Here is a 25,594-nt window from a genome sequence, read left to right as displayed (position 1 = left end):
TTGCCCCTCCTGCCCTTCTCGCGCCGCGGGCGGCTGATCGTCCTCGCCCTCCTGGTCCGCAGGTGGTTGCCCCTCCTGCCCTTCTCGCGCTGCGGACGGCTGGCCGTCCTCGCCCTCCTGGTCCACGGGCGGTTGCCCCTCCTGCCCTTCTCGCGCCGCGGGCGGCTGATCGTCCTCGCCCTCCTGGTCCGCAGGTGGTTGCCCCTCCTGCCCTTCTCGCGCTGCGGGCGGCTGGCCGTTCTGTTCCTGCAGCCCGGCTGGGGGCGGCCCTCCGCGCATGCCGCCCGGACCACCGGGTCCGCGGCCGAAGCCGACCGAGCCGACCGAGGGCCCCGCCGTCGGGTTGGTCCCGTTGACCGGCGAGCCCAGCGGCGTCACCGCGTACGCCGCGGGCCCCGCCAGGCCCGCCAGCAGCGCCACGGCCACCGCCACCGCCGCCGTCCTAGCCGCCGCCGTCGTGGCCGCCCCGTGCCCGACCGCCCCGTGCCCGACCGCCTCCTGACTGACCGCCCCCTGACTGACCGCCCCCTGCCCGACCGTCTCCTGACTGACCGCCCCCTGACTGACCGCGCCGTGCCCGACCGCCCCCTGACCGGCCGCCGCCGTACGCCGCGCCGCCCGCCGGCCTGGCCCACCGGCGCGCAGCCTCGCCACCACCGGCCCAGCGCCCGCGAGCCTTGCGACGGCGAGCCCCGCGACGGCGAGCGCGGTCGCGACCGCCACCGCCCACGCCAGCCACGGCACGAACTCGGGTATACGGCGCAGCACCACGAACGCCCACCCACCGGTCAGCGCGACCGCCGCCGGCAACACCCACGCCCACGCCCGCGTCCCCCGGTACGTCCGCCACATCAGCACGCCGCCCATCCCCGTCAGCGCCGCCACTGCCGGAGCCATGGCGGTGGCGTAGTACGGGTGGAAGGTGCCGCTGGAGAAGCTGAACACCGCGTAGTGGACCAGCAGCCAGCCGCCCCACGCCACCCAGGCCGCCCCGCGCCCCCGCAGCGTCCGCCGGTTCGCCACCGCGAGCGCCAGCGCCACCGCGCAGAACGGCAGGAGCCACGAGATCTGCCCCGCCATGACGTCGTTGAACAGCCGCCCGGCCCCCGGCTCGCCGCCGAAGGAAGGGCCGCCCCACCCGACGCCCCGCCCGCCGCCCTGACCGAAGATCCGCCCGAGCCCGTTGTAGCCGATGACCAGGTCCCACACCGAGTTGTCCGTCGATCCGCCCACGTACGGCCTGGACGCGGCGGGCCACAGGTCGACGACCACCATCCACCACGCGCTGGAGACCACCAGCACGGCGCCCGCCGCCAGCAGGTGGGCGACCCGCTTCACGAACGGCGCCCGCGCGCACACCGCGTACGCCACGGTGAAGGCGGGCAGGACCAGGTAGGCCTGCAGCATCTTGGTGTTGAACGCCAGACCTGCCAGCAGCGCGCACAGCAGCAGCCAGCGCACCCGCCCCCGCCTGATCGCCTCCAGGCAGGACCACGCGGCCGACACCAGGAGCAGCACGAGGAGGGTGTCGGGGTTGTTGTCGCGGTTGATCGCCACCGTGATCGGCGTCAGCGTCATGACGACCGCCGCCACCAGGGCGGCCGCATGGCCCGAGCTGCGCCGTACCGCAGAAAAGTGGCCCGAGCTGCGCCGTACTGCAGAGAAGACGATGGCGACCGCGGCCGTGCCCGCCACGGCCTGGGGCAGCAGCATGCTCCACGTGCCGAACCCGAAGATCCGCGCCGACAGTCCCATCACCCACAGTGCGAGCGGCGGCTTGTCGACGGTGATGAAGGAGCCCGCGTCGAGGGCGCCGAAGAAGAAGGCCTTCCAGCTCTTGGTGCCCGACAGGATCGCGGCGGAGTAGTACTCGTTGGCCATGCCGCTCAGCGCCCACGCGTACAGGACGAAGGCGACGGCGAGCACGCCCCACAGCGCGGGCCGCGACCAGCGCGGATCACCGTCGGCGCCCAGGAGGACACGGGGCCGGCTCATCGGGCGTTCCTCCGCTTCGGGTTGAAGACCCACACCCTCAGCAGCAGGAACCGCACCAGAGTGGCGAGCGCGTTGGCGACGATGACCGCCATCAGCTCCACCCGGTGCGCCGCGCCCTCGGGCACCATGGCCAGCCCTCCCGTGGTCAGCGTGAGCCCTACGAGGAAGGCGATCAGCCCTTCGACCTGGTGGCGCAGCACGCCCGCGCTCCCCTTCACGCCGAAGGTGAAGCGCCGGTTGGCGGCGGTGTTGGCCACGGCGGTGGTGAACAGCGCGAGCGCGTTGGCGGCGAAGGCGGGCAGGACCTGGCGCGACAGGGAGTAGAGCAGCAGGTAGCCGACCGTGCTGACGACGCCGATGACGGCGAAGCTGGGCAACTGCCGCGCCATGCCCTGGGGCAGTTCGGCCTGCTGGATCCGCGGCGGGACGGGGAGGTTCGCCGCCCCCGCCAGTGCCTTGCGGGCCACCCTCGCCATGCCCTTGAGGTCGTCCACGGCCGTCTTCACGATGTCGACCCTGCTGTCCGGATCGTCCACCCAGTCGACGGGCACCTCGTGGATGCGCAGGCCGTGGCGCTCGGCCAGGAGCAGCAGCTCGGTGTCGAAGAACCACTCCTCGTCCTCGACGGCCGGCAGCAGGGCGTGCGCTATCTCGGTGCGTACGGCCTTGAAGCCGCACTGCGCGTCGGAGAACCGGGCGCCCATGACGCCGCGCAGCAGCAGGTTGTAGACCCTGGAGACGAACTCGCGCCTGGGCCCGCGCACCACGGTGGCCGACCTGGCGAGCCTGGTGCCGATCGCCAGGTCGCTGTGCCCCGACAGCAGCGGCGCGACCAGCGGCAGGAAGGCGTCCAAGCCGGTCGACAGGTCGACGTCCATGTAACTCACGACGTCGGCCTCGCTCGCCGCCCACACGCTGCGCAGCGCTCTGCCGCGGCCCTTCTCCTCCAGGCGGACGGCGCTCACCCCGGGGTAGCGGGCGGCCAGCTCAAGCGCGACCGGCCAGGTGCCGTCGGAGCTGGCGTTGTCGGCGATCGTGATGTGGAAACCGTACGGAAAGGACGTCGTGAGGTGCTCGTGCAGTCTGGCCACGCACACCGGCAGCGCCCGCTGCTCGTTGTGGACCGGAACGACCACCTCGACCAGGCGCGTCCTGAGTTCTGTCGTCATGCGTACAAGGTCGCGAGCACGACTTGGAGGTGACTGAGGCCGCTCTTAGGACTGGGTGAGAACCGGCGATCCGGGCAGCATGATCCGCGCGATCGCGCCGCCGCCGTGGGCGTTGTCGAGCCGCGCCGCTCCCCCCGCCTCCTGTACGGCCTGCGCCACGATGGCCAGCCCGAGCCCGGAGCCCGGCAGGCTGCGCGCCGAGGGCGAGCGCCAGAAGCGGTCGAAGACGTGCGGCAGTTCCTCGGCGGGGATGCCGGGGCCGTGGTCGCGGACCGTCAGCTCGCCCCCGCGCAGCTCCACCTCGACCTTGCCGCCCGAGCTGAACTTGGCGGCATTGTCGAGCAGGTTCATGACGGCGCGTTCCAGCGAGGAGGGGTGGCCCTCGACGTACCAGGGTTCGAGGTCGGTGGTGACGTCGGCGCCGCGCAGCCTGACGCGGGCGACGGCGGCGTTGACGACGTCGTGGAAGGCCACCTCGACGTGCGGCTCGTGGTCGGACTCGCCGCGCGCGAGCTGCAGTAGGTCGCCGACCAGCGTGGACAGCTCCTCGAACTGCGCCTTGAGGTTGACCAGCAGGCGCTCCTTGGCCTTGGGGTCGATGGCCCTGCCGGTGTGCTCGCTGCGCAGCAGCAGGTCGATGTTGGTGCGCAGGCTGGTGAGCGGGGTGCGCAGCTCGTGGCCCGCGTCGGCGACCAGTTGCTGCTGGCGTTCGCGGGATCCGGCGAGGGCGGCGGTCATGGCGTTGAAGGAACGGCTGAGCCTGGCGATCTCGTCGGTGCCGTCGACGGGAATGGTGGTGTTGAGGTCCTCGGTCCTGGCGATGTGCTCGACGGCCTTGGTGAGGCGGCCGACGGGGCGCAGGGCCGTACGGGAGATGAGCAGGCCGGCGGAGGCCGCCCCGAGCACGCCGATGGCGGCGACGGTGGTGAGCAGGACGGCGAGCGTGCGCAGCGTGGCCAGGATCTCGCCGAGCGGCCGGGTGTCCATGATCGCCATGCCGGGGCGGGGGGACTCGACGAAGATGCGCACGGGCTTGCCCGCGACCGTGGTGCCGTCGTACAGGTCGAAGCCGCCGTTGGCGGCGATCTGCCGGTCCTTCGGGCGGACGGGCAGCGCGGGGCCGAGGTAGCAGTCGCGCAGCGCCCGGTTCGCGTAGATCACCTGGGTCGACTGGGGCTGGCGGCCGCCGTAGTGCGGGGTGGTGTCGGGGGTCGGCCGGCACTCCAGGAGCAGCGCGTCGACGTCGTGCTGCTTGTACTTGGCCGGTTTGGTCCGCTGCTCGTCGAAGGTGCGGTCGATCTGGCCGTACAGCTCGTGCTTGACGATCATGTAGCAGCCGACCGCCGAGACCGCGATCGCGGCCGCCACCGCCAGTGTCACCAGCAGTGTCAGCCGTGAGCGCAGGCTGCGCCGTCTCACGCGGCGGCCCGCAGCACGTACCCCACCCCTCGGACGGTGTGGATCAGGCGGGGCTCGCCCTCGGCCTCCAGCTTGCGCCGCAGGTACATCACGTAGACGTCCAGCGAGTTGGAGGCCGGCTCGAAGTCGAAGCCCCACACCTCGGTCAGGATCTGCTCCCTGGTCAGCACCTGGCGCGGGTGGGCCAGCAGCAGTTCGAGCAGCAGGTATTCGGTCCTGGTCAGGTCGAGGCGGCGCCCGCCCCTGGTGATCTCGCGCGTGGAGGAGTCCATGCGCAGGTCGCCGAAGGTCAGCGGGGCGTGCGCGGTGGGCCCGCCGAGCGAGCTGCGGCGCAGCAGCGCCCGCACCCTGGCCAGCAGTTCGTCCAGCTCGAAGGGCTTGACGAGGTAGTCGTCGGCGCCCGCGTCGAGACCTGAGACGCGGTCGCCGACGGCGTCGCGGGCGGTGAGCATCAGCACGGGCACGTGGTTGCCGCCCGCGCGCAGTCTGCGGCAGGCGGTCAGGCCGTCCAGGCGCGGCATCATGACGTCGAGCAGCACGGCGTCGTAGCTCTCGCGGGCCAGCTCGTCGAGCGCGGCCTGGCCGTCGGCGACGGTGGCGACCTGGTAGCCCTCGAACTCCAGGCTCGACTGCAGCGCCTCCCGTAGGGCGGGCTCGTCGTCGACCACCAGCAACCGCGCGCCATCACTCATGGTCACCCACGGTAGACCGGCTTCATGAGAACGTCATGAAGGCCCGGTCAGAATCGCCATCGCGGCGTTGTGTCCTGGAATGCCGCTGACGCCGCCGCCTCTCTGGGCGCCCGCGCCGCACAGCAGGATGCGCGGGTGCTCGGTCTCGACGCCCCAGGCGCCCGCCTCGCCGTACGGCCAGGTGAGGTCGCGGTGGAAGATGTGCCCGCCGGGCAGCCCCGCCTCCGTCTCCAGGTCGTGCGGGGTCTTGGCCTCGATGCACGGCCTGCCGTCGGGTGCGGTGAGCAGGCAGTCCTCCAGCGGCTCGGCCAGGACGGAGTTGATCGACCGCAGCGTGGCCGCCAGCGCCTCGTCACGATATTTCGGGAAAAGTCGGGCGGGCATGTGCAGGCCGAACAGCGTCATCGTCTCCGCCTTCAGCCCGGGCCCCAGGATGGAGGGGTCGGTGAGCGAGTGGCAGTAGACCTCCGCGGGCGGCAGGTCGGGCACCTCGCCACTTACCGCCTGGGCGTAGGCGCGGTCGAGCTGGTCACGGCTCTCGTTGATGTGGAAGGTGCCGCTGAAGGCCTCGCGCGGGTCGACGCTCGCGTCCTTCAGCCTGGGCAGCCTGCTCAGCACCATGTTGACCTTGAGTTGCGCGCCCTCGGGGGTCACCGGCGGACGTCCCATGAGCCGGTCGAGTACGGCGGGCGGCAGGTTGACCAGCACCCTTTCGCCGTTGACCGCGTGCTCGCCCTCGGCGTCGCGGAAGGTGACCTCGCCCGAGGGGTCGATCCCCACGATCTCCGCGCCCGTCCTGATGGTGGCGCCCGCCTGGCGGCCTCCTCCAGCGCCCCGGTGACGGCGCCCATCCCGCCGACCGGCACGTTCCACTCTCCCGTGCCGTCGCCGATCACGTGGTAGAGGAAGCACCTGTTGGCCAGCAGGTCTTCGGCGGGGTCGGCGAAGGTGCCGATGAGCGCGTCGGTCAGCACCACCCCTCGCACGGTGTCGTCGGCGAAACGCTCGTCGACGACCTGCCCGATCGGCCGCTCGAACAGGTCGCGCCAGGCCACCTCGTCCCCGATCAGGGCGCGCAGCTCGTCCGCGGAGCGCAGCGGTTCGACCAGGGTCGGCGCGACCCGCTCGGCGACCCGGGCCGTCATGGCGTAGAACTCCCGCCAGGCCCGGTAGTCGGACTCGCCGCCGGTGACGCGCCTGAACGAGGCCGCCGTCCGCTCCTCGTCGGCGTTGTCGACGAGGAGGCCGCCGTCGCCGACGGGGGTGTAGGAGGCGTAGCGCCGTCCGCGCAGTTCGAGGCGGAGCCCCAGATCCTTGACGATCTTCGTGGGGAGCAGGCTGACGAGATAGGAGTAGCGCGACAGGCGGGCGTCCACGCCGGGGAAGGCCCTGGTGGAGATGGCCAGGCCGCCCACGTGGTCCTGCCGCTCGAGGACGAGCACGCTGCGGCCCGCCTTGGCCAGATAGGCGGCGGCGACCAGGCCGTTGTGCCCGCCGCCGGCGATCACGACGTCATAAGACATACGACCTATTTGTCCTAGATATGCCACGAACCGTCAAGGTGTCACGGGCGGGAGGCGATCGCCAGCAGCGTGGCGGCGGGCCCGGTCAGCGACCTGCCCCGCCGCCACACCGCCCGCAGACTGCGCACCAGGTTGAGCCCCGCCAGCGGCACCTCGACCAGCCGTCCCGTGGCCACCTCGGCCTCCACCGCGTGCCCGCTCAGCACCGCGGGCGCCGCCCCCGCCTGGGCCGCGCCCTTCACCGCCGCGTTCGAGCCGAGCTCCAGGCGGGGGCTGGCGACGTGCTGACCGGCGAAGGCGAGGTCCAGTGTCTCCCTGGTCCCCGACCCCGGTTCTCGGACCACCAGCGGGGTGGCCGCCAGCTCCGCCACCCGCAGCACGGTACGGCGGCGCGCCCACGGATGGCCTGGGGCGACCACGACGACCAGCCGGTCGGTGGCCACCACCCGTCCTGCCAGCCCGTCCGGCACCGTCGGCCCCTCCACGAAGCCCAGCTCCACCTGTTCGCCCAGCACCCTGGCCGCCACGTCGGCCGAGTTCATCACGTCGAGCCCCACCTGGATGTCGGGCTCGCGGCTCTGCAGCTCGCCCAGCCAGCGGGGCACGAGGTACTCGGCCACCGTCATGCTGGCCGCGATGTGGAGCTGCGCGGCCTCACCCTGCCGTACGGCATCGACGGCGCGCATCAGCTCGCGCGCCGCCTCCAGCACCTGCGCCGCCCAGCCCGCGACCATCCTGCCCTCGGCGGTCAGCGCCGATCCGCGCGGCGTGCGTTCGAGCAGCGGCACGCCGAGGCGGCGTTCGAGCCTGGCGATGCGCTTGCTGGCCGAGGGCTGCGCCATGCCCGCGGCCCTGGCCGCCTGACCGAGGCTGCCCCGCTCGCCGACGTCGACCAGGAGCCGCAATGACTCCAAGTCGGGCAATTCACTCATAGCCATAGGCTATGACCTCCCAGCCAAGATCGGTCTACTGACGGGACCCGCCGGGCCGAAGACTGGGAGCATGACTCTCACCGCCGCACCCCTTAATCAGGGCACCGTGCGTGGGCTGCTGCCGGGCCTTGCCCTGACCGCCGTCGCGGTCGTGGTGGCGCTGGTGACCAACCGGCTGGTCCCGGTGCTCAGCCCGGCCATCCTGGCGGTGGTCATGGGCGCGGCGCTGGCCAACACCGTCGGCGTGGGCGCCGCGTTCACGCCGGGCGTCAGGTTCGCCGCCCGGACGGTCCTGCGCGCGGCGATCGTCGTGCTCGGCCTGCAGATCGCGGTGCCGGACGTGCTGGCGCTCGGCTGGCCGCCGCTGGCGGTCATCGCGGTGGCCACCGGCCTCACCTTCGCCCTCACCCCGCTGATCGGCCGCCGTCTCGGCCTGTCGCAGGGCACCTCGCTGCTGGTCGCCACCGGCGTCTCGATCTGCGGCGCCGCCGCGGTGGCAGGCATGCACGAGGCGACCGGCAGCGAGGGCGGCGGCGAGGGCGGCGTCAGCGACGACGACGACGTGGCCAGCGCCCTGAGCGTGGTCGTCCTGTACGGCACGGCGCTGATCGCGCTGCTCCCCCTGCTGGGCTCATGGCTCGGCCTGACCGCACACCAGCTGGGCGTGTGGGCGGGCGCGTCGGTGCACGAGGTCGCCCAGGTCGCGGCCATCGGCGCGGCGGGTGGCGCCGCGGTGCTCACCGTGGCCGTGACGGTGAAGCTGGCCAGGGTGGTGCTGCTCGCGCCGCTGGTGGCGCTGACCTCGCTGCGCCTGGGCGTCTCCAGGAGGCGGTCCACGCCGCTCGTCCCCTTGTTCGTGCTCGGCTTCCTGCTCATGGTCGCGGTGCGCGCCACCGGCCTGGTCCCGCAGCCGATCACCGACGCCGCGCCCCAGGTCAGCGGCCTGCTGCTGGCCGCCGCGCTGTTCGGTCTCGGCACCGGCATCGACGTGCGCAAACTCGCCAGGGGCGGCAGGGCGCTGCTGCTCGGCGGCATCGCCACCGCCATGATCGTCACGCTCTCGCTGGGCGGCGTGGCGCTGCTCGTCTGACCAGCGGTAATCTGCTCCTTTTGGAACATTTCCCGGCCATTGGCCCGTTCCAGAAGACACCAGCACCAGCGCGTCCAAGGAGCACGAACCACCTCATGCCCAGCACCGACCCGATCCTCCGCCCGTCCGCCGAGGTCGCCGAGGCGCTCGCCTCAGGCGCTCCCGTCGTGGCCCTGGAGTCCACGATCATCTCCCACGGCCTGCCCCAGCCGAGGAACCTGGAGGTCGCCAGGGAGCTGGAGGAGATCGTCCGCAAGGCGGGCGCGGTGCCCGCGACGATCGCGGTGCTGGACGGCGTGGCCAGGGTCGGCCTGGACGAGGACGAACTGGTCCGCATCGCCACCGAGCCCGGCCTGCGCAAGCTGGGCCAGCGTGACCTGCCCGTCGCCGCCGCCCTCGGGGCCAGCGGCGCGACCACCGTGTCGGCGACCTCCTTCCTCGCCGCCCGCGCGGGCGTCAGGATCTTCGCCACCGGCGGCCTCGGCGGCGTGCACCGCGGCTGGACGCAGGACCAGGACGAGTCCGCCGACCTCGACACCCTCGCCCGCACCCGCATCACCATCGTGTGCGCGGGCGTGAAGTCGATCCTCGACGTGCCCGCCACGCTGCAGCGCCTGGAGACCCGCGGCGTCACCATCGCCGGGCTGCGCACCGACACCTTCCCCGGCTTCTACCTCCACAGCTCCGGCGAGCCGATCGACTGGCGGATCGAGACGCCCGAGCAGGCCGCCGCCATCATGCGCGGCCAGGACGCACTCGGCGGCCCCGAGACGGCGCTGATCGTCGCCAACCCGGTGCCGGTGGCCGAGCAGCTCGACCCGGAGCTGCACGACCGCGTGCTGGCCGAGGCGCTGGCCGCCGCCGAGCGGGAGGGCGTGACGGGACAGGCCATCACCCCGTTCCTGCTGGCGTACCTGGTGCGCGGCACCGACGGCGCCTCCCTCGAGGCCAACCTCGCCGCCGTGCGCGGCAACGTCCGGGTGGCAAGCGACATCGCGGTCGCGTGGGCACGGGGATGAGCGCAGGACTCCTGGTGATCGGCGACGTCGTCACCGACGTCGTCGCCATCCACGGCGTCCCGGTCAGCCCGGGCACCGACACCGCGGCCGACATCGTGCTGCGGCCCGGCGGCTCGGGCGCGAACACCGCCTCATGGGCCGCCTATCTGGGCGCCGACTCCCGCCTGCTGACCAGGGTGGGCTTCGACACCGGCGAATGGCACACCGCCGAGCTGACCAAGGTGGGCGTGCGCCCGCACGTGCGCGTCGACCCCGACCACCCGACCGCCGTGGTCATCGCGATGGTCGACGTCACCGGCGAGCGCTCCATGCTCACCAACCGCGGCGCCGGCGGCCACATCTCCGCCGACGACTGGTCGCCCGACCTGCTGGACGGCGTCCGCCACCTGCACGTCTCCGGCTACACGCTGTTCGCCGAGCCTGGCCTCCAGCTGGCCAGGCTGGCCATGGACTCCGCGGCGGCGCTGGGCCTGTCGATCAGCGTGGACCCCGCCTCGACCGGGCCGCTACGCGAGTTCGGCGTCGAACGCTTCCTCGCCGAGACCGCGCGGGCCGGGCTGGTCATCCCCAACAGGGACGAGGCGCTCCTGCTGTCCGGCGCGAGCTCTCCCGAGCGCGCCGCCGAGTACCTCAGCGGCCGGTACGGCACGGCGGTGGTCAAGCTCGGCGCCGACGGCGCGATCCTCGCCAGGAACGGACGTGTGACCGCCACGGCCAAGGGCAGGGAACGCGCCGTGGTCGACTCCACCGGAGCGGGAGACGCGTTCGCCGCGGGCTTTCTCACGGCGATGCTCGCGGGCGCCGATGACCTGGCCTGTCTCGAGGCGGGGTGCGAAGCGGGCGCCGACGCTGTGGCCATCGTGGGGGGTCGGCCACGGTACGGTTTGGGTTCCAATCGTCTTTACCCTATTCACACCGATTGATAGCTTGCGGCGTAGGCTGCACCATTAGCCACACGCGTCACAACTTTCTGGGGAGGATGCGGTCCGCCGATGGACGTCGAGTCATCGATCTGCCTGAGCGACCTGGTCCCAGCGCTGCGCTGGAGCCGTCCTCAGCAGGTCGCCGAAGCCCTGGCCGACCCTCGCCTCCCCGCCGGCTGGTGGGGCTCGCTCTCGCTGTCGCGGGCGCTCGGCACGACCGGCATCGAGTGGATGTGCGAACGGCTCGCGCGGCTGGCCGCCGCCCGGTGGGACCACCTGCCGCTGGCCGACGTCCTGCCCGCGCTGCACGTGCATCATGTGGACCCCTCCCTGCCCGGCTGGCCCGAACCCGCCAGGACGGTGATCGCCGACCTCGGCGGGTGGCGGGTGCTGCGCCGGTTGAGCACAGGTGATCTGGGCTCGCCCTCCTCGTCGGCCTCGACCGAGGTCGTGGTGGGGTCGGTGTTCAGGGAAGTGCTGGGACGGATCCCCGCGACGTCGGACGCTTCTGCCGTACGGCCCGCGGGAGCGCTCCCCCAGCGACCCGAGCGCCCGCAGACTCCCTCGCAGCCGCCTGAGGGCGGGTTCTTCGCGCCGCAGCAAGGCCAGCCGTCCGGGCAGGGCGCTCCCCTGCCCCAGCGGCCCGCCGCCCAGGACCCCGCCCGCCCCGGCGCTCCCGGATCGGCTGGCGGCCCCTCGACCGGTTCCTTCCCCGCGGTTCCGGGAGGCCCCTCGACCGGTTCGTTCCCGGCGGTTCCCGGCAGCCCCTCTACCGGCTCCCCCGCGGACCCCGGCCGGACCTCCACAGGTTCCTTCCCCGCGGTCCCCGGTGGCCCCTCCACGGGCTCCTTCCCCGCGGTCCCCGGCGGCCCCTCCACGGGCTCCTTCCCCGCGATCCCCGGCGGCCCTTCGACCGGCTCCTTCCCCGCAGTCCCGGGCGGGAACTCCACAGGCTCCTTCCCCTCTCAGCCGGGCGGCCTGCCCTCGCGACCCTCGACCGGCTCCTTCCCGGCCCAACCCGGTGGAGGCCCCGCCCGGCCCGGTGGTGTTCCCGGCCAGCCCACGGGTGCACCGGGTCAGCCCGGTCAACACCCTGGCGGTCCCGGTCAGCCCTCCGGTGCTCCCGGCCAGCCCGGTGGCGTATCAGGTCAGCCCGGCGGCGGGTCGGCCCACCCCTCGGGCATGCCAGGCCACCCCTCCGGCCTGCCGGGTCACCCTGGCGGTGCGCCCGGTCAGCCTTCTGGCGTAGCAGGACAGCCATCTGGCGTGGCGGGTCAGCCCGGCGGCGCTCCCGGTCAGCCCGGCGCTCAGGGACAGGGATCCGGGGCTCCCCTGCCAGGTCAGCCCGGCGGCGGGCCCGCGCCCTCCCCGAGCCAGACATCGCCTTTCGCCGCCCAACCGCAGTCCGGCTCTGGCTCCTACCCGAGCCAGCCCCTCGCCGCACCCGCCGCGGGTGCGCCCGACGACGACTACCCCATGGTCCGCGTGGTCGACGGCCTGTTCCGCTCCTTCGACCGGCTGGAGCTGGCGGTCGCGGTCAACCGGCTGTTCGCCGCCGACCCCGACACGCTGCGCACCCTCGCCCACAAGCTCCTGGTTGACAGGGACGTGCTGTCCCAGGCCCAGCGCACCGCCGAGGAACGCGTGCTGCACTGGCTGCGTTCCTCGGAGTCCGCGCCCGTCACGGGGCACATGTTCCGCCTCACCGAATGGCTCGGCACCGCGGCCACCGAGGACCAGCTGATCGGCGCCGATCCCGCGCACCCCGTCATCGTGCCGACCCTGCGCAGCCCGCTGTGGCGGGTGCTCGTCACGCTCATGCCCGACCGCCGCCTGCAGGACGGCTGGCTCGTCGTGGGCGACCTGACCGGGCTGCAGGCGCGCACCAGGCAGCTGCTCGCCGCCCATCCGGCCGATGCCGACGTGGAGGAACTGCTCGGCGAGCTCGGCATCAGGCGACACTCCGCCCAGGCGTGGCTCGACGCGTTGCCCGCCGAGGCGCCCGCCGGGATGGCCGCCGCCCCGCCCGCCGTTCAGCAGCCGCTGCCGCGCCGTACGCCGGGGGCCAACGGCCACCATCACAGGGGTGGAGCGCCCGTACCGCCCACGCCTCAGGGACAGATCGACCCCAGCGCCGCGCTGGCCACGCTCTCGGCGCTGTCGGGCGGACGCTCGCCGCTGCTGGCCGGGGCCTCCGCGCCGCCCCCGCTGCTGGCGGGCGCGCCCTCCTCGCCGCCGCCTCCGCCGCCCAGCCCCACCTCCGACCCGCGCCGCTGGCAGCGCATCGACGTGACCCCCGAGCATCTGCGGGGCGGGCCCGTCGCCGTTCCCGAGGGGTATGCCGCCCAGCTCGGCATGCGGCCGGGCACGCTGTTGTCGGTGACCGGCCCCGGCGACAACGCGGTCGTGCTCGTGTGGCGCGACCAGCAGCCCGTCTTCGACTCGTTGCAGCCGGTGCTGATGCGCCTGAACGCCCGGCCGGGCGACCAGGTCTACGTCACCGTCGACGGCTACCGCCTCGACGCCCAGCTCACCAGCTGACCCGCTGCTCCCTGGGCCCTCCCCCCTGCGACCCCACCCTCCCCGGGGACTGCGCTGAGCGGGCATCGGGCGCAAGGTTGTGAGAGTGAGCGTGCCGAGGCACGGATCTGCGAGCGAGCCGAGGGCCGGGGACTCGTGGCAGCGCCGGGGTTCTGCGGAGCGGGAGCCTAGGGTCGCAGCAGGGAGGCGGAGGGCTCGAGGGTTCAGGAGGGTGCGTCACCAGTGCCGCTCCCCGGGATCTCAATCCTCCGGCCTCCGCACGATGGGGTTTTCCGCGTTCCTGGGGATCTGGGCCTGGCCGCCTGACGACCTGCCCGCATTGTGCGACGACGATGCCTCGGTGGCGGTCCAGGATGGCGTGTGAGATCCGCTCCCCGCTCGCATGTCGGATGGGGAGCGGGTTCATGTAGTGCGGGGTTGGGCCTGCTATCCGCCGATGTGTGGTGCGCGTGCGGCGGCGGAGCCGTCTCGGATCACCTCACCGGTGAGGTTGCCGTTGGCTCCCGAGCCCAGGAAGACGATGAGGTTGGCCACATCGTCGGAGTGGGAGAGCCTGCGGGTGGGGGTGGCGGCGGCGAGGGTGTCGGTGACGAACGCCGGAATGTCGGGGCGGCTGTCGGTCAGGGTGAAGCCCGGTGCCACGACGTTGACCAGGATCCCGTCCCTGCCGCCGTTCCAGGCCAGGCTGCGGGCGAGCCCGTACAGGCCCGATTTGGCTGTCCCGTAGGGGCCCGGTCCGGGCAGGCCCTCCTCCGCGACGCTCGAGGAGATCAGCACGATCCGACCCCAACCCCTGGCGCGCATGCTGGGCAGGACGGCGCGGACCGAGGCCGCCGTCCCGATCAGGTTAGCCCTGATCATCGCGTCCCACTCCTGCAGCGGCACGTCCTCGAACCGGAGGCTGGGGTCGGGCGGGCCGTCGCCGCCCCAGCGCACGGCATTGGCGACGAGGACGTCAATCCCGCCCCAGCGCTCGATGACGCTCGCGACAGCGGAGTCGATGGTCGGCAGGTCTTCGAGGTCGAGCCGGACGACGTACGCCTGCCCGCCGAAGGCCTCGACGTCGGCGGCCACCTTCTCGGCGCTGTCCTGGTTGTTGCGATAGGTGATCGCCACCCGAGCGCCTTCGCGCCCGTAGGCGCGGGCGGTCGCGGCTCCGATCCCGGTCGACGAGCCGGTGATCAGAGCGACGCGGCCGTTGATATCTGTGTTCATGGTGCGGTTGTCCTCTTGTCTTCGCTGATCGGGTGGAAAGTCACCTTCAGGACGGCGTCTCGGCGCGCACTCGGGTCGCCAGGGTGTGCACCGCGTCGAGCGCCGCGGCGTGGGAGGCCTCATGCTCCTCGCGGAACTGAGCGAGGAAGGGCATGACCGTGGCATGCGTGAGCTCGGCATGGACGAACTCCACGTCGTCCAATCCGAGCACGGAGAAGTAAGCGCGCAGGTAGGGCTCCTGGAAGTCGAACTGCTCGCGGGGCGATCCCGGCCCGTACCCCCCGCCGCGCGCGCTCAGCACCACGGCCGACTTTCCCTTGAGCGGCAGCCAGGGCAGGGTCACGCGGTCGATCCATGCCTTGAGCGCGGCGGGCACCGAGAAGTTGTACATCGGAACGCCCAGGAGCAGGACGTCCGCCGCGAGCAGCTGCTCCACCAGCGGGCGGGTGGCTGCCCAGCTCCTGGCCAGTTCGGGGGCGCCGGCGGCCACCTTGTCCATGGCCTCGATGTCGCGCACCCCGTTCACGGACGACTGGGTGGCGAGGTGGACACGGTCCTCGTCGATGGGCGGCACCGGGTCCGCCACCAGGTCGCGATAGGTGTAGACCCCATCGGGATGGGTCGCCCGCCAGTCGGCCACGAAGGTCTTGCCGAGCCTGCGCGAGAACGAGTCGCTGCGTCCGCCGGCGTCCAGATGCAGAAGATGCATCACAGGATTGCCTCACATTCAAGATAATCTGGATTCTCAATCAATATAGGGCAAGATGGTTTTGAGTCAAGAACATCGTGGCTTGCTATCATGCTGCCATGGCCATCTCTTCCGCTCCCGAAGGTTCGCCCGGCACCTGGTTGCACCAGGACCTGCACTGGCTGTTCGCGCGGTTGAAGCAAGGCCTGGCCACAGCGGAGATCGCGGCCGTGCGTGAGCACGGCATGACCCTGTGGGGCTACACGGTGTTGATGGCGATCGTTGAAGCCCCCGCCCGCACCCAGCTCGCCCTCGCCCAAGCCGTGTCGGTCGACAAGAGCAAGCTCGTCCTCATCCTCGACGAGCTGGAAAGCGCCGGCCTGGTGCGCCGCCGGCCAGACCCCGCCGACCGCAGGGCGCGCATCGTCGAGGTCACCTCCGAGGGGAGCCGTGCCCTCAAAGCCGCCCGCGGCGACATCGAGGCAATAGAGGACCAGCTCCTGGCCGACCTCGCTCCCTCGGCTCGGACCGCTCTGAAGAGCGTGTTGCAAGATCTCGTCGGCGAGCCCGTCGCCAGGGTCGAGGACGGACGGCCACACGAAACCGCCTGCGCGCCCGACCATGCCTGACCACGCATTGGAGCCCACGGCACCGGCGGCCAACCGCTCGATGTCGAAACTCCTACAGCTACGACCAGGGGCCAAGGAATCGCTGATCCTTGGCCAACTGCCTGCTCAACCCGTGGTTTGGCCGGTATTTGGGTTGTTCGTCGTGTTCGCGCAGCATGCGCAGAACGGTGGCGGGTGAGGGATTTTGGCCCTTCTTCTTGCCCTTGGTGATGACAAGCCGGGCGGCGATGTCACGCAGACTGAGGTTCTGCTCGCGCAGGTGGAGGGCGACGGCGAGCATGGCGTCGTCGGTGACGCTGGCGCCGCCGATGCTCTTGCCCCGGGTACGAGCTGACTCGTGCCCTTCGAGGGTGCGGTCGCGAATGTACTCGCGTTCCATCCCGGAGACGAAGGCGGGGCGCGGGCGACGAGGCGGCGGGAGTTGGGGGCGGGTGGAAGACGCATGAAGTGACGAGCCCGGGAAGGGCCCCAGCCCCACCGGGAGACATCGGGCGGGGTCAGGGAATGGGGGTGTCGAACAGGTGGAGGCGATGGGCGGTGGCCGCCGCCTCGCCTCGGGACGCGGCGCCGAGCTTGCCCAGGATGTTGGAGACGTGGACGCTGACCGTCTTCACCGAGATGAACAGCTCAGCCGCGATCTCCTTGTTGCTCAACCCGCTCGTGACCAGCTTGAGCACCTCGAACTCCCTCGCGGTCAGCCCCAGCCTGTTGTCCTCCACCGGCGCCTCTCCCGCCAGCGAGATGCGGGCCCGCCTGGCCAGCGAGTCGATCTCCGCCAGCAGCGGCGCGGCGAGCAGGCGTTCGGCCAGCGTCCGCGCCACGGACAGCCGCTCGGCCGCCGCCTCTCTCCCGCCAGCGGATCCACCCGCGGTCCCTGAACCGCCCCCAGTGAGTCCGCCCGCAACCCCCGAGCCGCCCCCAGCGGGTCCACCCGCGGATCCGCCCACGGCCTCACCCGAGACGCCGCCCGAAGCCCCAGCCGAAGCGCCGCCCAATGCCTCACCTGAGGCACTACTCAAAGCCCCACCCGAGGTGCCGCCCAAAGCGCCGCCCGCGAGGGTTGAGGGGTCGGCGATCGCCGCGTGGGCCGCGCCGAGCAGTGCCATGGCCTGCCGGTACGGCTGACCCAATGCCTCCCACGCCGCCGCCGCCAGGTCCCACGCCGCCGGCTCTCGCGTGAGCAACGCCGCGAACGTGCGGTTGAGCGCCCGCTGTAGGTCGCCCTTGACGTCGACCTTGCCCGCGACCGCCCGCAACTGCGCCAGCAGCTCGTCGGCGGACGGCACCGGCTGGGCGGGGTCGGCACTGGGGTCGGCGGAGCCGTACCGGAGGTCGGGACGGGGCAGGGCGCTCGACCCCGCGCCCCCGGCAGGACCCGGCGGCGGCGCGGCGGTGAGGGCGCGGGCCGCGGCGACGATGAACGCCCACGCATAGCGGGGGTTGGCCGACAGGTCCTGAGCGCGCAGCGCCCGCGCGATCACTCCGAACGCGGCCTCCCGCTTGCCCTGTGCCAGCCGGATCTCCAGCTCCCTGCCGAGGTTGGGCAGGATGGTCTGATCCCGGTAGAAGCCGGTGGACAGCAGCCCCACGGCCTCCTCGAACAGGGTCTCGGCCCGGTCGGCCTCGCCCCGGGCGAGCGCGATGTCGGCGGAGAACCCCAGCAGGCTGGCCCGGTAGGGCGGCGGCGGGGCGAGGTCGAGCGCGTGGTCGATGACCTCGAGCGCTTCGTCCCACCGGCCGAGCGAGACCAGCGGCTCGGCCAGGTTGATGGCCAGGAACGCGCCGGAGGTGCGGGCCAGGCCGTACTCCTCGGCGCTGGCGATGCCCTGCCTGGCCACCACGGTGGCGGCCTCGTGGCGGCCCCAGCCCTCCAGCGTGTCGGATTCGGAGATGGCCGCTCTCATCAGCGCGTTGTAGGCGCGGGCCGCGCCGGCGACGCGCCTGGCCTCCGCGTAGCCGCCGAGCTGCTGGTCGGCCTCGGCGTTGTGGCTGTGCGCCCAGGTCAGCGTGATGAGCGCCTGGGCCTCGGTGGTGGCGTCGCCGATCTGGCGGGCGATGCGCAGCGCCTCCTCGGCGTGCGCCACCTTCTCCGCCTGGACGTCTGGCGTGTGGAGCATGCGTCCCAGGGCTTCGAGGATCTTGGCGCGCAGCGGTGTCGGCGGGGAGGCGGGCACCAGGCTCGCCGCGGCGCGCAGGTCGTCGACGTATCCCTGGCGGCCGAGGTCGTATCTGGCCAGGCCCCGGTGGCGCAGGAGCTTGGCGGTGGTGATCGGGTCGCTCTCGGCGTCGACCAGGCGCAGGGCGGCCCGCGACAGCGAGATCGCCCGCTCGAACTCGCCCGCCAGGTGGGAGACCATGATCTTGGCGCGCAGCACGTCGACGTAGGAGGCCTGGATGAGCTCGGCGGCGTCGGGCACCTGCTCCCACAGCTCCATGACCCTGTTGAGCATCGTGAGCTGCTCGTCGTAGGCGGTGGCCTTGCGTGCCGCGGCCGCCGCCCGCCAGGCGCTGACCAGCGCCGGCCTGACGTCGTGGGCGGCGTGCCAGTGGTGGGCCAGCTCGATGGCCGCCCTGGTGGCCGGCAGCAGCAGCGGGTTGTCCTCCAACGTCCTGGCGAAGCGGGTGTGAAGGCGGGTGCGCTCGCCGGGCAGCAGGTCGTCGTGGACGGCCTCGCGGATCAGCGCGTGCCTGAAGGAGTAGCCCTCGCCATCGACGACCAGGACGTTTCCGGCCACGGCCGGGCGCAGCGCCCGCGACAGCGTGCCGTCGTCGAGCCCGGCGACGGCGGTCAGCAACGCGTGGTCGATCCTGGCGCCGCCCGCGCTGGCCACCCTCAGCAGGTCTTGAGTGTCGTCGGGCAGCCGCTCGACGCTGGCCAGCAGCAGGTCGCGCAGCGACTCGGGGACGCTGTCGTGGCCGTCGCCCGTCACCAGCGCCTCGACGAACAGCGGGTTGCCCTCGCTGCGGGAGTAGATGTCGTCGACGTCGAGCCTGCCCGGCAGGCCGCCGAGGATGCCGGCGGCCTGCTCGACCACCTCGCGGCGGCTCAGCCTGCGCAGCTCGAAGCGCCTGACCCAGTCGACCCGCCCGAGCTCGGCCAGCAGCGGCCGCAGCGGATGGGTGCGGTGCAGCTCGTCGGCGCGGTAGGTGACGATGATCAGCAGGGGCAGGTCGGAGCGCTGGTAGCGCACGAGGAAGGACAGCAGGTCGCGGGTGGAGCGGTCGGCCCAGTGGGCGTCTTCCACGATCAGCACGGTCGGCTCCCGCTCGGCCAGCCCTTCGAGCAGGCCGAGGACCTGCTCGAACAGCCGGGCGCGCGCCTCCGGCCCGTCGCCCTCGGGCTCGCCGAACTCGGGCAGCAGCCGGCCGAGGCCCCTGGTGGAGCCGCCGGGCACCAGCGCGGCGATGTCGTCGCGCCCGAGGTCGCGCACGAGCCTGCGCAGCACCGCGGTGAAGGGGGCGAACGGCAGGCCGTCGGTGCCGAGCTCCAGGCAGCCGCCGACCAGCACCCTGGCGTCGGTGAGGCGCTCGGTGAACTCGCGGATCAGCCTGGTCTTGCCGACTCCCGCCTCGCCGCCGACCAGGACGGTGGAGGACCTGCCCTCGCGGGCCTCGCGCAGCGCCGACTCGAGCACGGCCAGCTCGTCGACGCGGCCGACGAACAGGGGGCTCACCGTGTTGATGCTCACGCCCAACAGGATGCCATCAGTCACTGACGAAACTCAGCGCAGGACCTTGCGGTAGAAGTTCGCCGACTGCTCGTAGCCCAGCGCCCGGTAGAACTCGGGGGCGCGGCGGGTGGCGAGGGCGACATAGCCCGCCTGTTTCTCCCTCGCCCAGACCTCGAACTCCTCCAGCAGGCCGCGGCCGATGCCCTGCCTGCGGTAGCCGCTCTGCACCATGGCCTCCTCCACCCAGGCGACCGGCCCGTTGGCGAAGAGGGTCAGGTGGACGAAGCCGAGCAGGTAGCCGTGGACGCGGCCTTCGGCCACCGCGGTGAGCACCAGCGCGTCCTTGTTCTCCAGCAGCTGCGGGAAGGCCAGGTCGAAGGCCGCGCGCTCGGGCCTGAAGGTCAGCCCGAACTCCCGCGCAAGCGCGAAGATCTCATCAGCGTCGCTCGGCTCCGCCCTCCGAATGTGCAGATCGTCTGAGGTCATGACGTGGACCATAGATCGTTCCCACTGGGTCGTCCAATCCGGAACTCCAGGAACACGAGCATATGCCGCTATCGGGACCTCAGAGGTCCGCCATGCCGAGCTGCCTGGCGATCAGCATCCGCTGCACCTCGCTGGTGCCCTCGCCGATCTCCAGGATCTTGGCGTCGCGGTAGAAGCGGCCGACGGGGAACTCGTTCATGAACCCGTAGCCGCCGAAGATCTGCGTCGCGTCGCGGGCGTTGTCCATGGCCGCGTTCGACGAGACGAGCTTGGCGATGGCCGCCTCCTTCTTGAACGGCCGGCCCGCCAGCATCAGCGAGGCCGCGTGGTAGTAGGCGAGCCTGGCGGTGTGGGCGCGCGCCTCCATGTCGGCGACCTTGAACTGGATGGCCTGGTAGTGGCCGATGGGGTGGCCGAAGGCGCGCCTGTCGCGGACGTAGCGCAGCGACTCGTCGACGCAGCCCTGGGCCAGCCCGACGCTCAGCGCGGCGATGGCGATGCGCCCCTCGTCGAGGGTCTGCAGGAACTGGGCGTAGCCCCTGCCGCGCTGGCCGAGCAGGTTGGCCGCCGGCACGCGGCAGTCGGCGAAGGACAGCTCGCGGGTGTCGGAGGCGTTCCAGCCCACCTTGGAGTACTTCTTCGACACGGTGAAGCCCGGCGTGCCCGAGGGCACCAGGATCGTGGAGATCTCCCGCTCGCCGGTCAGCGCGGCGACGGCGACCACGCCGGTGATGTCGGTGCCGGAGTTGGTGATGAACGCCTTCGTCCCGTTGATCACCCACTCGTCGCCGTCGAGCACGGCCGTGGTGCGCATGCCGCCGGGCACGTCGCTGCCGCCGCCAGGCTCGGTCAGCCCGAAGGCGCCCAGCATGCGGCCTGAGGTCAGCTCGGGCAGCCAGTGGGCCTTCTGCTCGGCCGTACCGAAGCGGTAGATGGGCATGGCGCCGAGGGAGACGGCCGCCTCCAGGGTGATGGACACGCTGGAGTCGACGCGCGCGAGTTCCTCCAGCGTGAGGCACAGCGCGAAGTAGTCGCCGCCCATGCCGCCGTACTCCTCGGGGATGGGCAGGCCGAACAGGCCCATGGCGCCCATCTGGCGGACGATGTCGTACGGGAACTCCTCACGCTCGTAGTAGTCGCCGATCACGGGGGCGACCACGTCGCGCGCGAAGGCCTCGACGGTCTTGCGCAGCTCTTCGTACTCGTCGTTGAGCATGGTTTTCAGCCTTTCGAGAGGGCCTGGACGACCCGGGAGGGGCTGGGACGGCCGAGCCGTTCGGCGAGCCAGACGCTGGTGGCGACGAGCTTGCCGAGGTCGAGTCCCGTGTCGACGCCGAGTCCTTGGAGCATCCACACCAGGTCCTCGGTGGCGAGGTTGCCGGTGGCCGACTCGGCGTAGGGGCAGCCGCCGATGCCTCCGGTGGAGGCGTCGACGACGGTGACGCCCGCCCTGAGCGCGGCGAGCGTGTTGGCCAGGGCCTGGCCGTAGGTGTCGTGGAAGTGGACGGCGAGCCGGTCGGGCGAGGGGAAGGCCTCGATGAGCGCGGTGGCGTGGCCGGGGGTGCCCACGCCGATCGTGTCGCCGAGCGACAGCTCGTGGCAGCCGAGGTCGAGCAGCCTGGTGCCGACCCGCACGACCTGGTCGACCGGCGTCGGCCCCTCCCACGGGTCGCCGAAGACCATCGAGACGTAGGCGCGGACCTTGACCCCCGCCGCCAGCGCGCGGGCGACCACCGGCTCGAACATCTCGAACTGGCTGTCCAGGCCGCGGTTGAGGTTCTTGTTGGCGAAGGTCTCGGTGGCGCTGGCGAAGACGGCCACCTCCTCGACGCCGCACTCCAGCGCCCGGTCGAGGCCGCGCTCGTTGGGGACCAGCACCGGGTAGCGGACGCCGGGCCTGCGCTCCAGCGTGGCCAGCAGCTCGCCGGAGTCGGCCAGCTGCGGCACCCATTTCGGGTGGACGAAGCTGGTCGCCTCGATGACCGTGTGGCCCGCGTCGGCGAGCCGGTCGATGAAGGCGGCCTTGACCTCGACGGGGACGACGGCCTTCTCGTTCTGCAGACCGTCGCGCGGCCCGACCTCGTAGACCGTGACCCGCTCGGGCAGACCATCTAGTCGGTACGGCATGCGGCTCACTCCTCGGACGAGACGACGGCCAGGACCGCGTCCATGTCGACGGGCTGGCCCGCCCTGACCGGCAGTTCGGTGACCGTGCCCTGGACGGGGGCGGTGACGGTGTGCTCCATCTTCATCGCCTCGACGACCACCAGCGGCTGTCCCTCGCTCACCTGGTCGCCTGGCTCGACCTTGACCAGCAGCACGGTGCCCGGCATGGGGCTGCGGACGACGCCGTCGCCGCCGCCCGCGCCTCCGGGCCGGTCGCCGGGGTCGCCGATCCGGTGCCTGGTGAGCGTCCACGCCATGCCGTCGCGCCCGAGCCACAGCGTGTCGCCCTCGCGGACCATCACGTATCGCACGGCGCGAGCGCCGAGCGTGACGACGAGCTCGCCGCCCTCGACCCTCGCCCTGGCGGGGGTGGCGGTGGCCTCGGCCGTACGGACCTCGGCGCCTGAGGCGGGCAGGCCGCGCACGGCGACCTCGTGGACGCCGTCACGCGACTCCAGCCGCCAGGTCGTCCACGCCCGCTCGCCGACCCGCCAGCCGTCGGCGATCTCCCACGGGTCGGCGGGGGGCGGCGTGGAGTGGAAGACCAGCGCGGCGGCGGCCAGCACGTCGTCGGGGACGTCGGCGGTCAGCGCGAGCGAGGGCAGCACCCTTTCGACCAGACCGGTGTCGAGCGTGCCCGCGACGACGTCGGGGTGGACGGCCAGCGCCCGCAGGAACGGGATGTTCGTCGTCACCCCGAGCACGGCCGTCGAGGCCAGCGCCCGGTCAAGGGAGCGCAGCGCCGCGGCCCGGTCCTCGCCCCAGGCGACCACCTTCGACAGCATCGGGTCGAAGTCGCTGCCGACGACCACGCCCTCGGCCAGCGAGGAGTCGACCCTGGCGGCCGCGGGCTCGCGCAGCGCCAGCACCCTGCCGCCGGTGGGCAGGAAGCCGCGGACGGGGTCCTCGGCGTAGACGCGCGCCTCGACGGCGTGGCCGCGCAGCCGTACCTCTTCCTGGCCGAACGGCAGCGGCTCGCCCGCGGCCACCCGCACCTGGAGCTCGACCAGGTCGAGCCCGGTGACCAGCTCGGTGACGGGGTGCTCGACCTGCAGGCGGGTGTTCATCTCCATGAAGTGGTAGTCACCGGAGATCCCGTCGACGATGAACTCCACGGTGCCGGCGCCCGTGTAGCCGACCGAGCGGGCCGCCTCGACGGCCGCGGCCCCCATGCCCTCGCGCATGGCGTCGGTGACGAACGGCGAGGGCGCCTCCTCGATGATCTTCTGGTGGCGGCGCTGCAGGCTGCACTCGCGCTCGCCCAGGTGGACGACGGCGCCGTGGGTGTCGGCGAGCACCTGGATCTCGATGTGCCTGGGGTTCTCGATGTAGCGCTCGATGAGCAGGGTGCCGTCGCCAAAGGCCGCCTCGGCCGTACGGCGGGCGGAGGCGAGCGCCTCGGGCAGCTCGGCCGCCGCGCGCACCAGCACCATGCCCTTGCCGCCGCCGCCCGCCGACGGCTTGATCAGCGCGGGGAAGTCGGTCCAGGTTTCCAGGTCGGCGCCGATCCCGCCGGGAACGACGGGCACGCCCGCCTCGGCGACGGTCCGCTTGGCGCGGATCTTGTCGCCCATGGCCTCGATGGCCTCGGCGGGCGGCCCGATGAAGACCAGCCCCTCCTCCGCGCACCTGCGCGCGAAGGCGGCGTTCTCGGCGAGGAATCCGTAGCCGGGGTGTACGGCCTGCGCGCCCGACGTCCGGGCCGCCGCCACCAACGCCTCCATGTCCAGATATTTCGGGACATGGAGGGCCTGGTCGGCCAGGCGCACGTGTAGAGCGGACGCGTCCGAGTCGGTGTAGACCGCGACGGAGGTGATCCCCATGGCGCGGAGCGTCCTGATAATCCGGACGGCGATCTCGCCCCGGTTGGCGATCAGTACGGTGCTGAACATCATCACATCCGGAAGACGCCGTAGCCGATGGGTTCGAGCGGCGCGTTGGCCGCCGCGGAAAGGCCGAGCCCGAGGACGGTGCGGGTGTCGATCGGGTCGATCACGCCGTCGTCCCACAGCCTGGCCGTGGAGTAGTAGGGGTTGCCCTGGTCTTCGTACTGGGCCCTGATCGCGTCGGCGTCGACGGTGCCGACGGTGGTCAGCACGTTGGCGGCCTGCTCGCCGCCCATGACCGAGATGCGGGCGTTCGGCCACATCCACAGGAAGCGCGGGGAGTAGGCCCTGCCCGCCATCGCGTAGTTGCCCGCCCCGAAGGAGCCGCCGATGACGACCGTGAACTTGGGCACGCGCGCGCACGCCACCGCGGTGACCATCTTCGCGCCGTGCTTGGCGATGCCGCCCGCCTCGTAGGCCTTGCCGACCATGAAGCCGCTGATGTTCTGCAGGAAGACCAGGGGGATCCGCCGCCTGTCGCACAGCTCGATGAAGTGGGCGCCCTTCAGCGCCGACTCGGCGAACAGGATGCCGTTGTTGGCGATGATCCCGACGGGGTGGCCGTGGATGTGGGCGAAGCCGGTGACCAGCGTCGTGCCGTACTCGGCCTTGAACTCCAGGAAGCGCGAGCCGTCGACGATCCTGCGCACCACCTCGCGCACGTCGTACGGCGTGCGGGTGTCGGGCGGCACGATGCCGTACAGCTCCTGGGGGTCGAGGTGGGGCTCCTCAGGAGCCGCCCGCTCCCACGGCGACTGCGACCTGGGCGCGAACGTGGAGACGATGTCGCGGACGATCGCCAGCGCGTGGGCGTCGTCCTCGGCCAGGTGGTCGGTGACGCCGCTGACGCGGGCGTGCAGGTCGCCCCCGCCGAGCTCCTCTGCGGTGACCTCCTCGCCCGTGGCGGCCTTCACCAGCGGCGGCCCGCCCAGGAAGATCGTGCCCTGGTTGCGCACGATGACGGCCTCGTCGCTCATCGCGGGGACGTAGGCGCCGCCCGCCGTGCACGAGCCGAGGACGGCGGCGATCTGCGGGATGCCGCGCGCGGACATCGTGGCCTGGTTGTAGAAGATGCGGCCGAAGTGCTCGCGGTCGGGGAAGACCTCGTCCTGCTTGGGGAGGAACGCGCCGCCCGAGTCGACGAGGTAGAGGCAGGGCAGGTGGTTCTGCAGCGCCACCTCCTGCGCGCGCAGGTGCTTCTTGACGGTCAGCGGGTAGTAGGTGCCGCCCTTGACCGTCGCGTCGTTGGCCACGACCACGCACTCGCGGCCCGAGACCCTGCCCACTCCCGTGATGATGCCCGCGGCGGGCGCCTGGTCGTCGTAGAGGCCGTTGGCGGCCAGCGGCGACAGCTCCAGGAATCGGGATCCCGGATCGAGCAGCCCGTCGACCCTGTCGCGGGGCAGCAGCTTGCCGCGATCGACGTGGCGCTGCCTGGACCGCTCGGGGCCGCCCTTCGCGGTCTCGGCCAGGCGCTCGCGCAGCTCGGCCGCGAGCCGCTCGTTGACCTCGGCGTTGCGCTTGAACATGCCATGAAGGTTAATCATCAT

21 protein-coding genes are annotated in these 25,594 nt (G+C 72.3%); 5 read left to right on the top strand and 16 right to left on the bottom strand.

All coding sequences use genetic code 11. The annotated features are described in order from the left end of the window. From ACFXJ8_RS11635 to ACFXJ8_RS11605, 7 genes are all read right to left on the bottom strand, one after another. The coding region (locus ACFXJ8_RS11635; RefSeq protein WP_379643791.1) for a glycosyltransferase family 39 protein at nucleotides 1–1,995 on the bottom strand (1,995 nt) is incomplete at its 3' end. Further along, entirely contained in the window at nucleotides 1,992–3,164 is a 1,173-nt protein-coding gene (locus tag ACFXJ8_RS11630) for a glycosyltransferase (RefSeq protein ID WP_379643790.1), read from the bottom strand. The genes ACFXJ8_RS11635 and ACFXJ8_RS11630, both read right to left, overlap by 4 nt. A 45-nt stretch (nucleotides 3,165–3,209) precedes the next feature. Continuing rightward, on the bottom strand, nucleotides 3,210–4,583 hold the full coding sequence (locus ACFXJ8_RS11625) for a sensor histidine kinase (protein WP_379643789.1): 1,374 nt from the start codon (nucleotides 4,581–4,583) through the stop codon (nucleotides 3,210–3,212). Continuing rightward, the gene (locus ACFXJ8_RS11620; protein ID WP_379643788.1) at nucleotides 4,580–5,275 is read right to left on the bottom strand and encodes a response regulator transcription factor; all 696 of its coding nucleotides are present in this window, start codon (nucleotides 5,273–5,275) and stop codon (nucleotides 4,580–4,582) included. The genes ACFXJ8_RS11625 and ACFXJ8_RS11620 overlap by 4 nt, the downstream gene beginning before the upstream one ends. A 33-nt stretch (nucleotides 5,276–5,308) precedes the next feature. Then, nucleotides 5,309–5,983, bottom strand: coding sequence for a hypothetical protein (locus tag ACFXJ8_RS11615; RefSeq protein ID WP_379643787.1), 675 nt, complete (start codon nucleotides 5,981–5,983; stop codon nucleotides 5,309–5,311). Beyond that, the gene (locus ACFXJ8_RS11610) at nucleotides 5,926–6,798 is read right to left on the bottom strand and encodes a phytoene desaturase family protein (protein ID WP_379643786.1); all 873 of its coding nucleotides are present in this window, start codon (nucleotides 6,796–6,798) and stop codon (nucleotides 5,926–5,928) included. The genes ACFXJ8_RS11615 and ACFXJ8_RS11610 overlap by 58 nt, the downstream gene beginning before the upstream one ends. Before the next feature lie 41 nt (nucleotides 6,799–6,839). Continuing rightward, on the bottom strand, nucleotides 6,840–7,730 hold the full coding sequence (locus tag ACFXJ8_RS11605; RefSeq protein WP_379643785.1) for a LysR substrate-binding domain-containing protein: 891 nt from the start codon (nucleotides 7,728–7,730) through the stop codon (nucleotides 6,840–6,842). Between the two features lie 70 nt (nucleotides 7,731–7,800). On the opposite strand from ACFXJ8_RS11605, the gene ACFXJ8_RS11600 reads away from it, so the two are divergent. The 4 genes from ACFXJ8_RS11600 to ACFXJ8_RS11585 all read left to right on the top strand — a co-directional run bounded on the left by ACFXJ8_RS11600 (nucleotide 7,801) and on the right by ACFXJ8_RS11585 (nucleotide 13,303). Beyond that, entirely contained in the window at nucleotides 7,801–8,820 is a 1,020-nt protein-coding gene (locus tag ACFXJ8_RS11600) for a YeiH family protein (RefSeq protein ID WP_379643784.1), read from the top strand. A 95-nt stretch (nucleotides 8,821–8,915) separates the two neighbouring features. Then, complete coding sequence (locus ACFXJ8_RS11595; RefSeq protein WP_379643783.1) at nucleotides 8,916–9,839, top strand: pseudouridine-5'-phosphate glycosidase; 924 nt, start codon at nucleotides 8,916–8,918, stop codon at nucleotides 9,837–9,839. Then, a complete protein-coding gene (locus ACFXJ8_RS11590; RefSeq protein ID WP_379643782.1) occupies nucleotides 9,836–10,762 on the top strand; it encodes a carbohydrate kinase family protein in 927 nt (308 codons plus the stop codon). Before ACFXJ8_RS11595 ends, ACFXJ8_RS11590 begins: the two co-directional genes overlap by 4 nt. Before the next feature lie 69 nt (nucleotides 10,763–10,831). Further along, nucleotides 10,832–13,303 carry a hypothetical protein gene (locus ACFXJ8_RS11585; protein WP_379643781.1) on the top strand — a complete coding sequence of 824 codons (2,472 nt, stop codon included), beginning with the start codon at nucleotides 10,832–10,834 and terminating at the stop codon, nucleotides 13,301–13,303. A 426-nt stretch (nucleotides 13,304–13,729) separates the two neighbouring features. On the opposite strand, the gene ACFXJ8_RS11580 is transcribed toward ACFXJ8_RS11585, so the two are convergent. Beyond that, nucleotides 13,730–14,518, bottom strand: a complete 789-nt coding sequence (locus tag ACFXJ8_RS11580) for an SDR family NAD(P)-dependent oxidoreductase (protein WP_379643780.1) — start codon at nucleotides 14,516–14,518, stop codon at nucleotides 13,730–13,732. Between the two features lie 46 nt (nucleotides 14,519–14,564). Then, nucleotides 14,565–15,227 carry an FMN-dependent NADH-azoreductase gene (locus tag ACFXJ8_RS11575; protein WP_379643779.1) on the bottom strand — a complete coding sequence of 221 codons (663 nt, stop codon included), beginning with the start codon at nucleotides 15,225–15,227 and terminating at the stop codon, nucleotides 14,565–14,567. A 98-nt stretch (nucleotides 15,228–15,325) separates the two neighbouring features. Here ACFXJ8_RS11575 and ACFXJ8_RS11570 point away from each other — a divergent pair, with 98 nt between their 5' ends. Beyond that, the gene (locus tag ACFXJ8_RS11570) at nucleotides 15,326–15,835 is read left to right on the top strand and encodes a MarR family winged helix-turn-helix transcriptional regulator (RefSeq protein ID WP_379643778.1); all 510 of its coding nucleotides are present in this window, start codon (nucleotides 15,326–15,328) and stop codon (nucleotides 15,833–15,835) included. A gap of 58 nt (nucleotides 15,836–15,893) precedes the next feature. Here ACFXJ8_RS11570 and ACFXJ8_RS11565 read toward each other — a convergent pair whose 3' ends face one another. The 7 genes from ACFXJ8_RS11565 to ACFXJ8_RS11535 all read right to left on the bottom strand — a co-directional run bounded on the left by ACFXJ8_RS11565 (nucleotide 15,894) and on the right by ACFXJ8_RS11535 (nucleotide 25,573). Further along, the gene (locus ACFXJ8_RS11565) at nucleotides 15,894–16,214 is read right to left on the bottom strand and encodes a hypothetical protein (RefSeq protein ID WP_379643777.1); all 321 of its coding nucleotides are present in this window, start codon (nucleotides 16,212–16,214) and stop codon (nucleotides 15,894–15,896) included. 118 nt (nucleotides 16,215–16,332) lie between these two features. Next, the gene (locus tag ACFXJ8_RS11560; RefSeq protein ID WP_379643776.1) at nucleotides 16,333–19,524 is read right to left on the bottom strand and encodes a helix-turn-helix transcriptional regulator; all 3,192 of its coding nucleotides are present in this window, start codon (nucleotides 19,522–19,524) and stop codon (nucleotides 16,333–16,335) included. Between the two features lie 33 nt (nucleotides 19,525–19,557). After that, a complete protein-coding gene (locus ACFXJ8_RS11555; RefSeq protein WP_379643775.1) occupies nucleotides 19,558–19,992 on the bottom strand; it encodes a GNAT family N-acetyltransferase in 435 nt (144 codons plus the stop codon). A gap of 79 nt (nucleotides 19,993–20,071) precedes the next feature. Then, nucleotides 20,072–21,208, bottom strand: a complete 1,137-nt coding sequence (locus ACFXJ8_RS11550; RefSeq protein WP_379643774.1) for an acyl-CoA dehydrogenase family protein — start codon at nucleotides 21,206–21,208, stop codon at nucleotides 20,072–20,074. A 5-nt stretch (nucleotides 21,209–21,213) separates the two neighbouring features. Further along, the gene (locus ACFXJ8_RS11545) at nucleotides 21,214–22,119 is read right to left on the bottom strand and encodes a hydroxymethylglutaryl-CoA lyase (protein WP_379643773.1); all 906 of its coding nucleotides are present in this window, start codon (nucleotides 22,117–22,119) and stop codon (nucleotides 21,214–21,216) included. 5 nt (nucleotides 22,120–22,124) lie between these two features. After that, complete coding sequence (locus ACFXJ8_RS11540) at nucleotides 22,125–24,050, bottom strand: acetyl/propionyl/methylcrotonyl-CoA carboxylase subunit alpha (protein ID WP_379643810.1); 1,926 nt, start codon at nucleotides 24,048–24,050, stop codon at nucleotides 22,125–22,127. 2 nt (nucleotides 24,051–24,052) lie between these two features. Next, nucleotides 24,053–25,573 (bottom strand): carboxyl transferase domain-containing protein, encoded by a 1,521-nt coding sequence (locus tag ACFXJ8_RS11535; protein ID WP_379643772.1) that lies wholly within the window; start codon nucleotides 25,571–25,573, stop codon nucleotides 24,053–24,055. Nucleotides 25,574–25,594: the final 21 nt, after the last annotated feature.

Source organism: Nonomuraea sp. NPDC059194, from assembly GCF_042754765.1.
In the GTDB taxonomy this organism is placed as follows: domain Bacteria; phylum Actinomycetota; class Actinomycetes; order Streptosporangiales; family Streptosporangiaceae; genus Nonomuraea.
The sequence above is the reverse complement of the archived record's forward strand: the minus strand, read 5'-3'. Positions and strand labels throughout refer to the sequence as shown.

What these genes read in the sequence shown, in the direction of transcription:
- ACFXJ8_RS11630 (WP_379643790.1), bottom strand. Translation starts at nt 3,164, where the DNA reads ATGACGACAGAACTCAGGACGCGCCTGGTCGAGGTGGTCGTTCCGGTC.
- ACFXJ8_RS11620 (WP_379643788.1), bottom strand. Translation starts at nt 5,275, where the DNA reads ATGAGTGATGGCGCGCGGTTGCTGGTGGTCGACGACGAGCCCGCCCTA.
- ACFXJ8_RS11610 (WP_379643786.1), bottom strand. Translation starts at nt 6,798, where the DNA reads ATGTCTTATGACGTCGTGATCGCCGGCGGCGGGCACAACGGCCTGGTC.
- ACFXJ8_RS11605 (WP_379643785.1), bottom strand. Translation starts at nt 7,730, where the DNA reads ATGAGTGAATTGCCCGACTTGGAGTCATTGCGGCTCCTGGTCGACGTC.
- ACFXJ8_RS11600 (WP_379643784.1), top strand. Translation starts at nt 7,801, where the DNA reads ATGACTCTCACCGCCGCACCCCTTAATCAGGGCACCGTGCGTGGGCTG.
- ACFXJ8_RS11595 (WP_379643783.1), top strand. Translation starts at nt 8,916, where the DNA reads ATGCCCAGCACCGACCCGATCCTCCGCCCGTCCGCCGAGGTCGCCGAG.
- ACFXJ8_RS11590 (WP_379643782.1), top strand. Translation starts at nt 9,836, where the DNA reads ATGAGCGCAGGACTCCTGGTGATCGGCGACGTCGTCACCGACGTCGTC.
- ACFXJ8_RS11585 (WP_379643781.1), top strand. Translation starts at nt 10,832, where the DNA reads ATGGACGTCGAGTCATCGATCTGCCTGAGCGACCTGGTCCCAGCGCTG.
- ACFXJ8_RS11580 (WP_379643780.1), bottom strand. Translation starts at nt 14,518, where the DNA reads ATGAACACAGATATCAACGGCCGCGTCGCTCTGATCACCGGCTCGTCG.
- ACFXJ8_RS11575 (WP_379643779.1), bottom strand. Translation starts at nt 15,227, where the DNA reads ATGCATCTTCTGCATCTGGACGCCGGCGGACGCAGCGACTCGTTCTCG.
- ACFXJ8_RS11570 (WP_379643778.1), top strand. Translation starts at nt 15,326, where the DNA reads ATGGCCATCTCTTCCGCTCCCGAAGGTTCGCCCGGCACCTGGTTGCAC.
- ACFXJ8_RS11565 (WP_379643777.1), bottom strand. Translation starts at nt 16,214, where the DNA reads ATGGAACGCGAGTACATTCGCGACCGCACCCTCGAAGGGCACGAGTCA.
- ACFXJ8_RS11555 (WP_379643775.1), bottom strand. Translation starts at nt 19,992, where the DNA reads ATGACCTCAGACGATCTGCACATTCGGAGGGCGGAGCCGAGCGACGCT.
- ACFXJ8_RS11550 (WP_379643774.1), bottom strand. Translation starts at nt 21,208, where the DNA reads ATGCTCAACGACGAGTACGAAGAGCTGCGCAAGACCGTCGAGGCCTTC.
- ACFXJ8_RS11545 (WP_379643773.1), bottom strand. Translation starts at nt 22,119, where the DNA reads ATGCCGTACCGACTAGATGGTCTGCCCGAGCGGGTCACGGTCTACGAG.
- ACFXJ8_RS11540 (WP_379643810.1), bottom strand. Translation starts at nt 24,050, where the DNA reads ATGTTCAGCACCGTACTGATCGCCAACCGGGGCGAGATCGCCGTCCGG.
- ACFXJ8_RS11535 (WP_379643772.1), bottom strand. Translation starts at nt 25,573, where the DNA reads ATGTTCAAGCGCAACGCCGAGGTCAACGAGCGGCTCGCGGCCGAGCTG.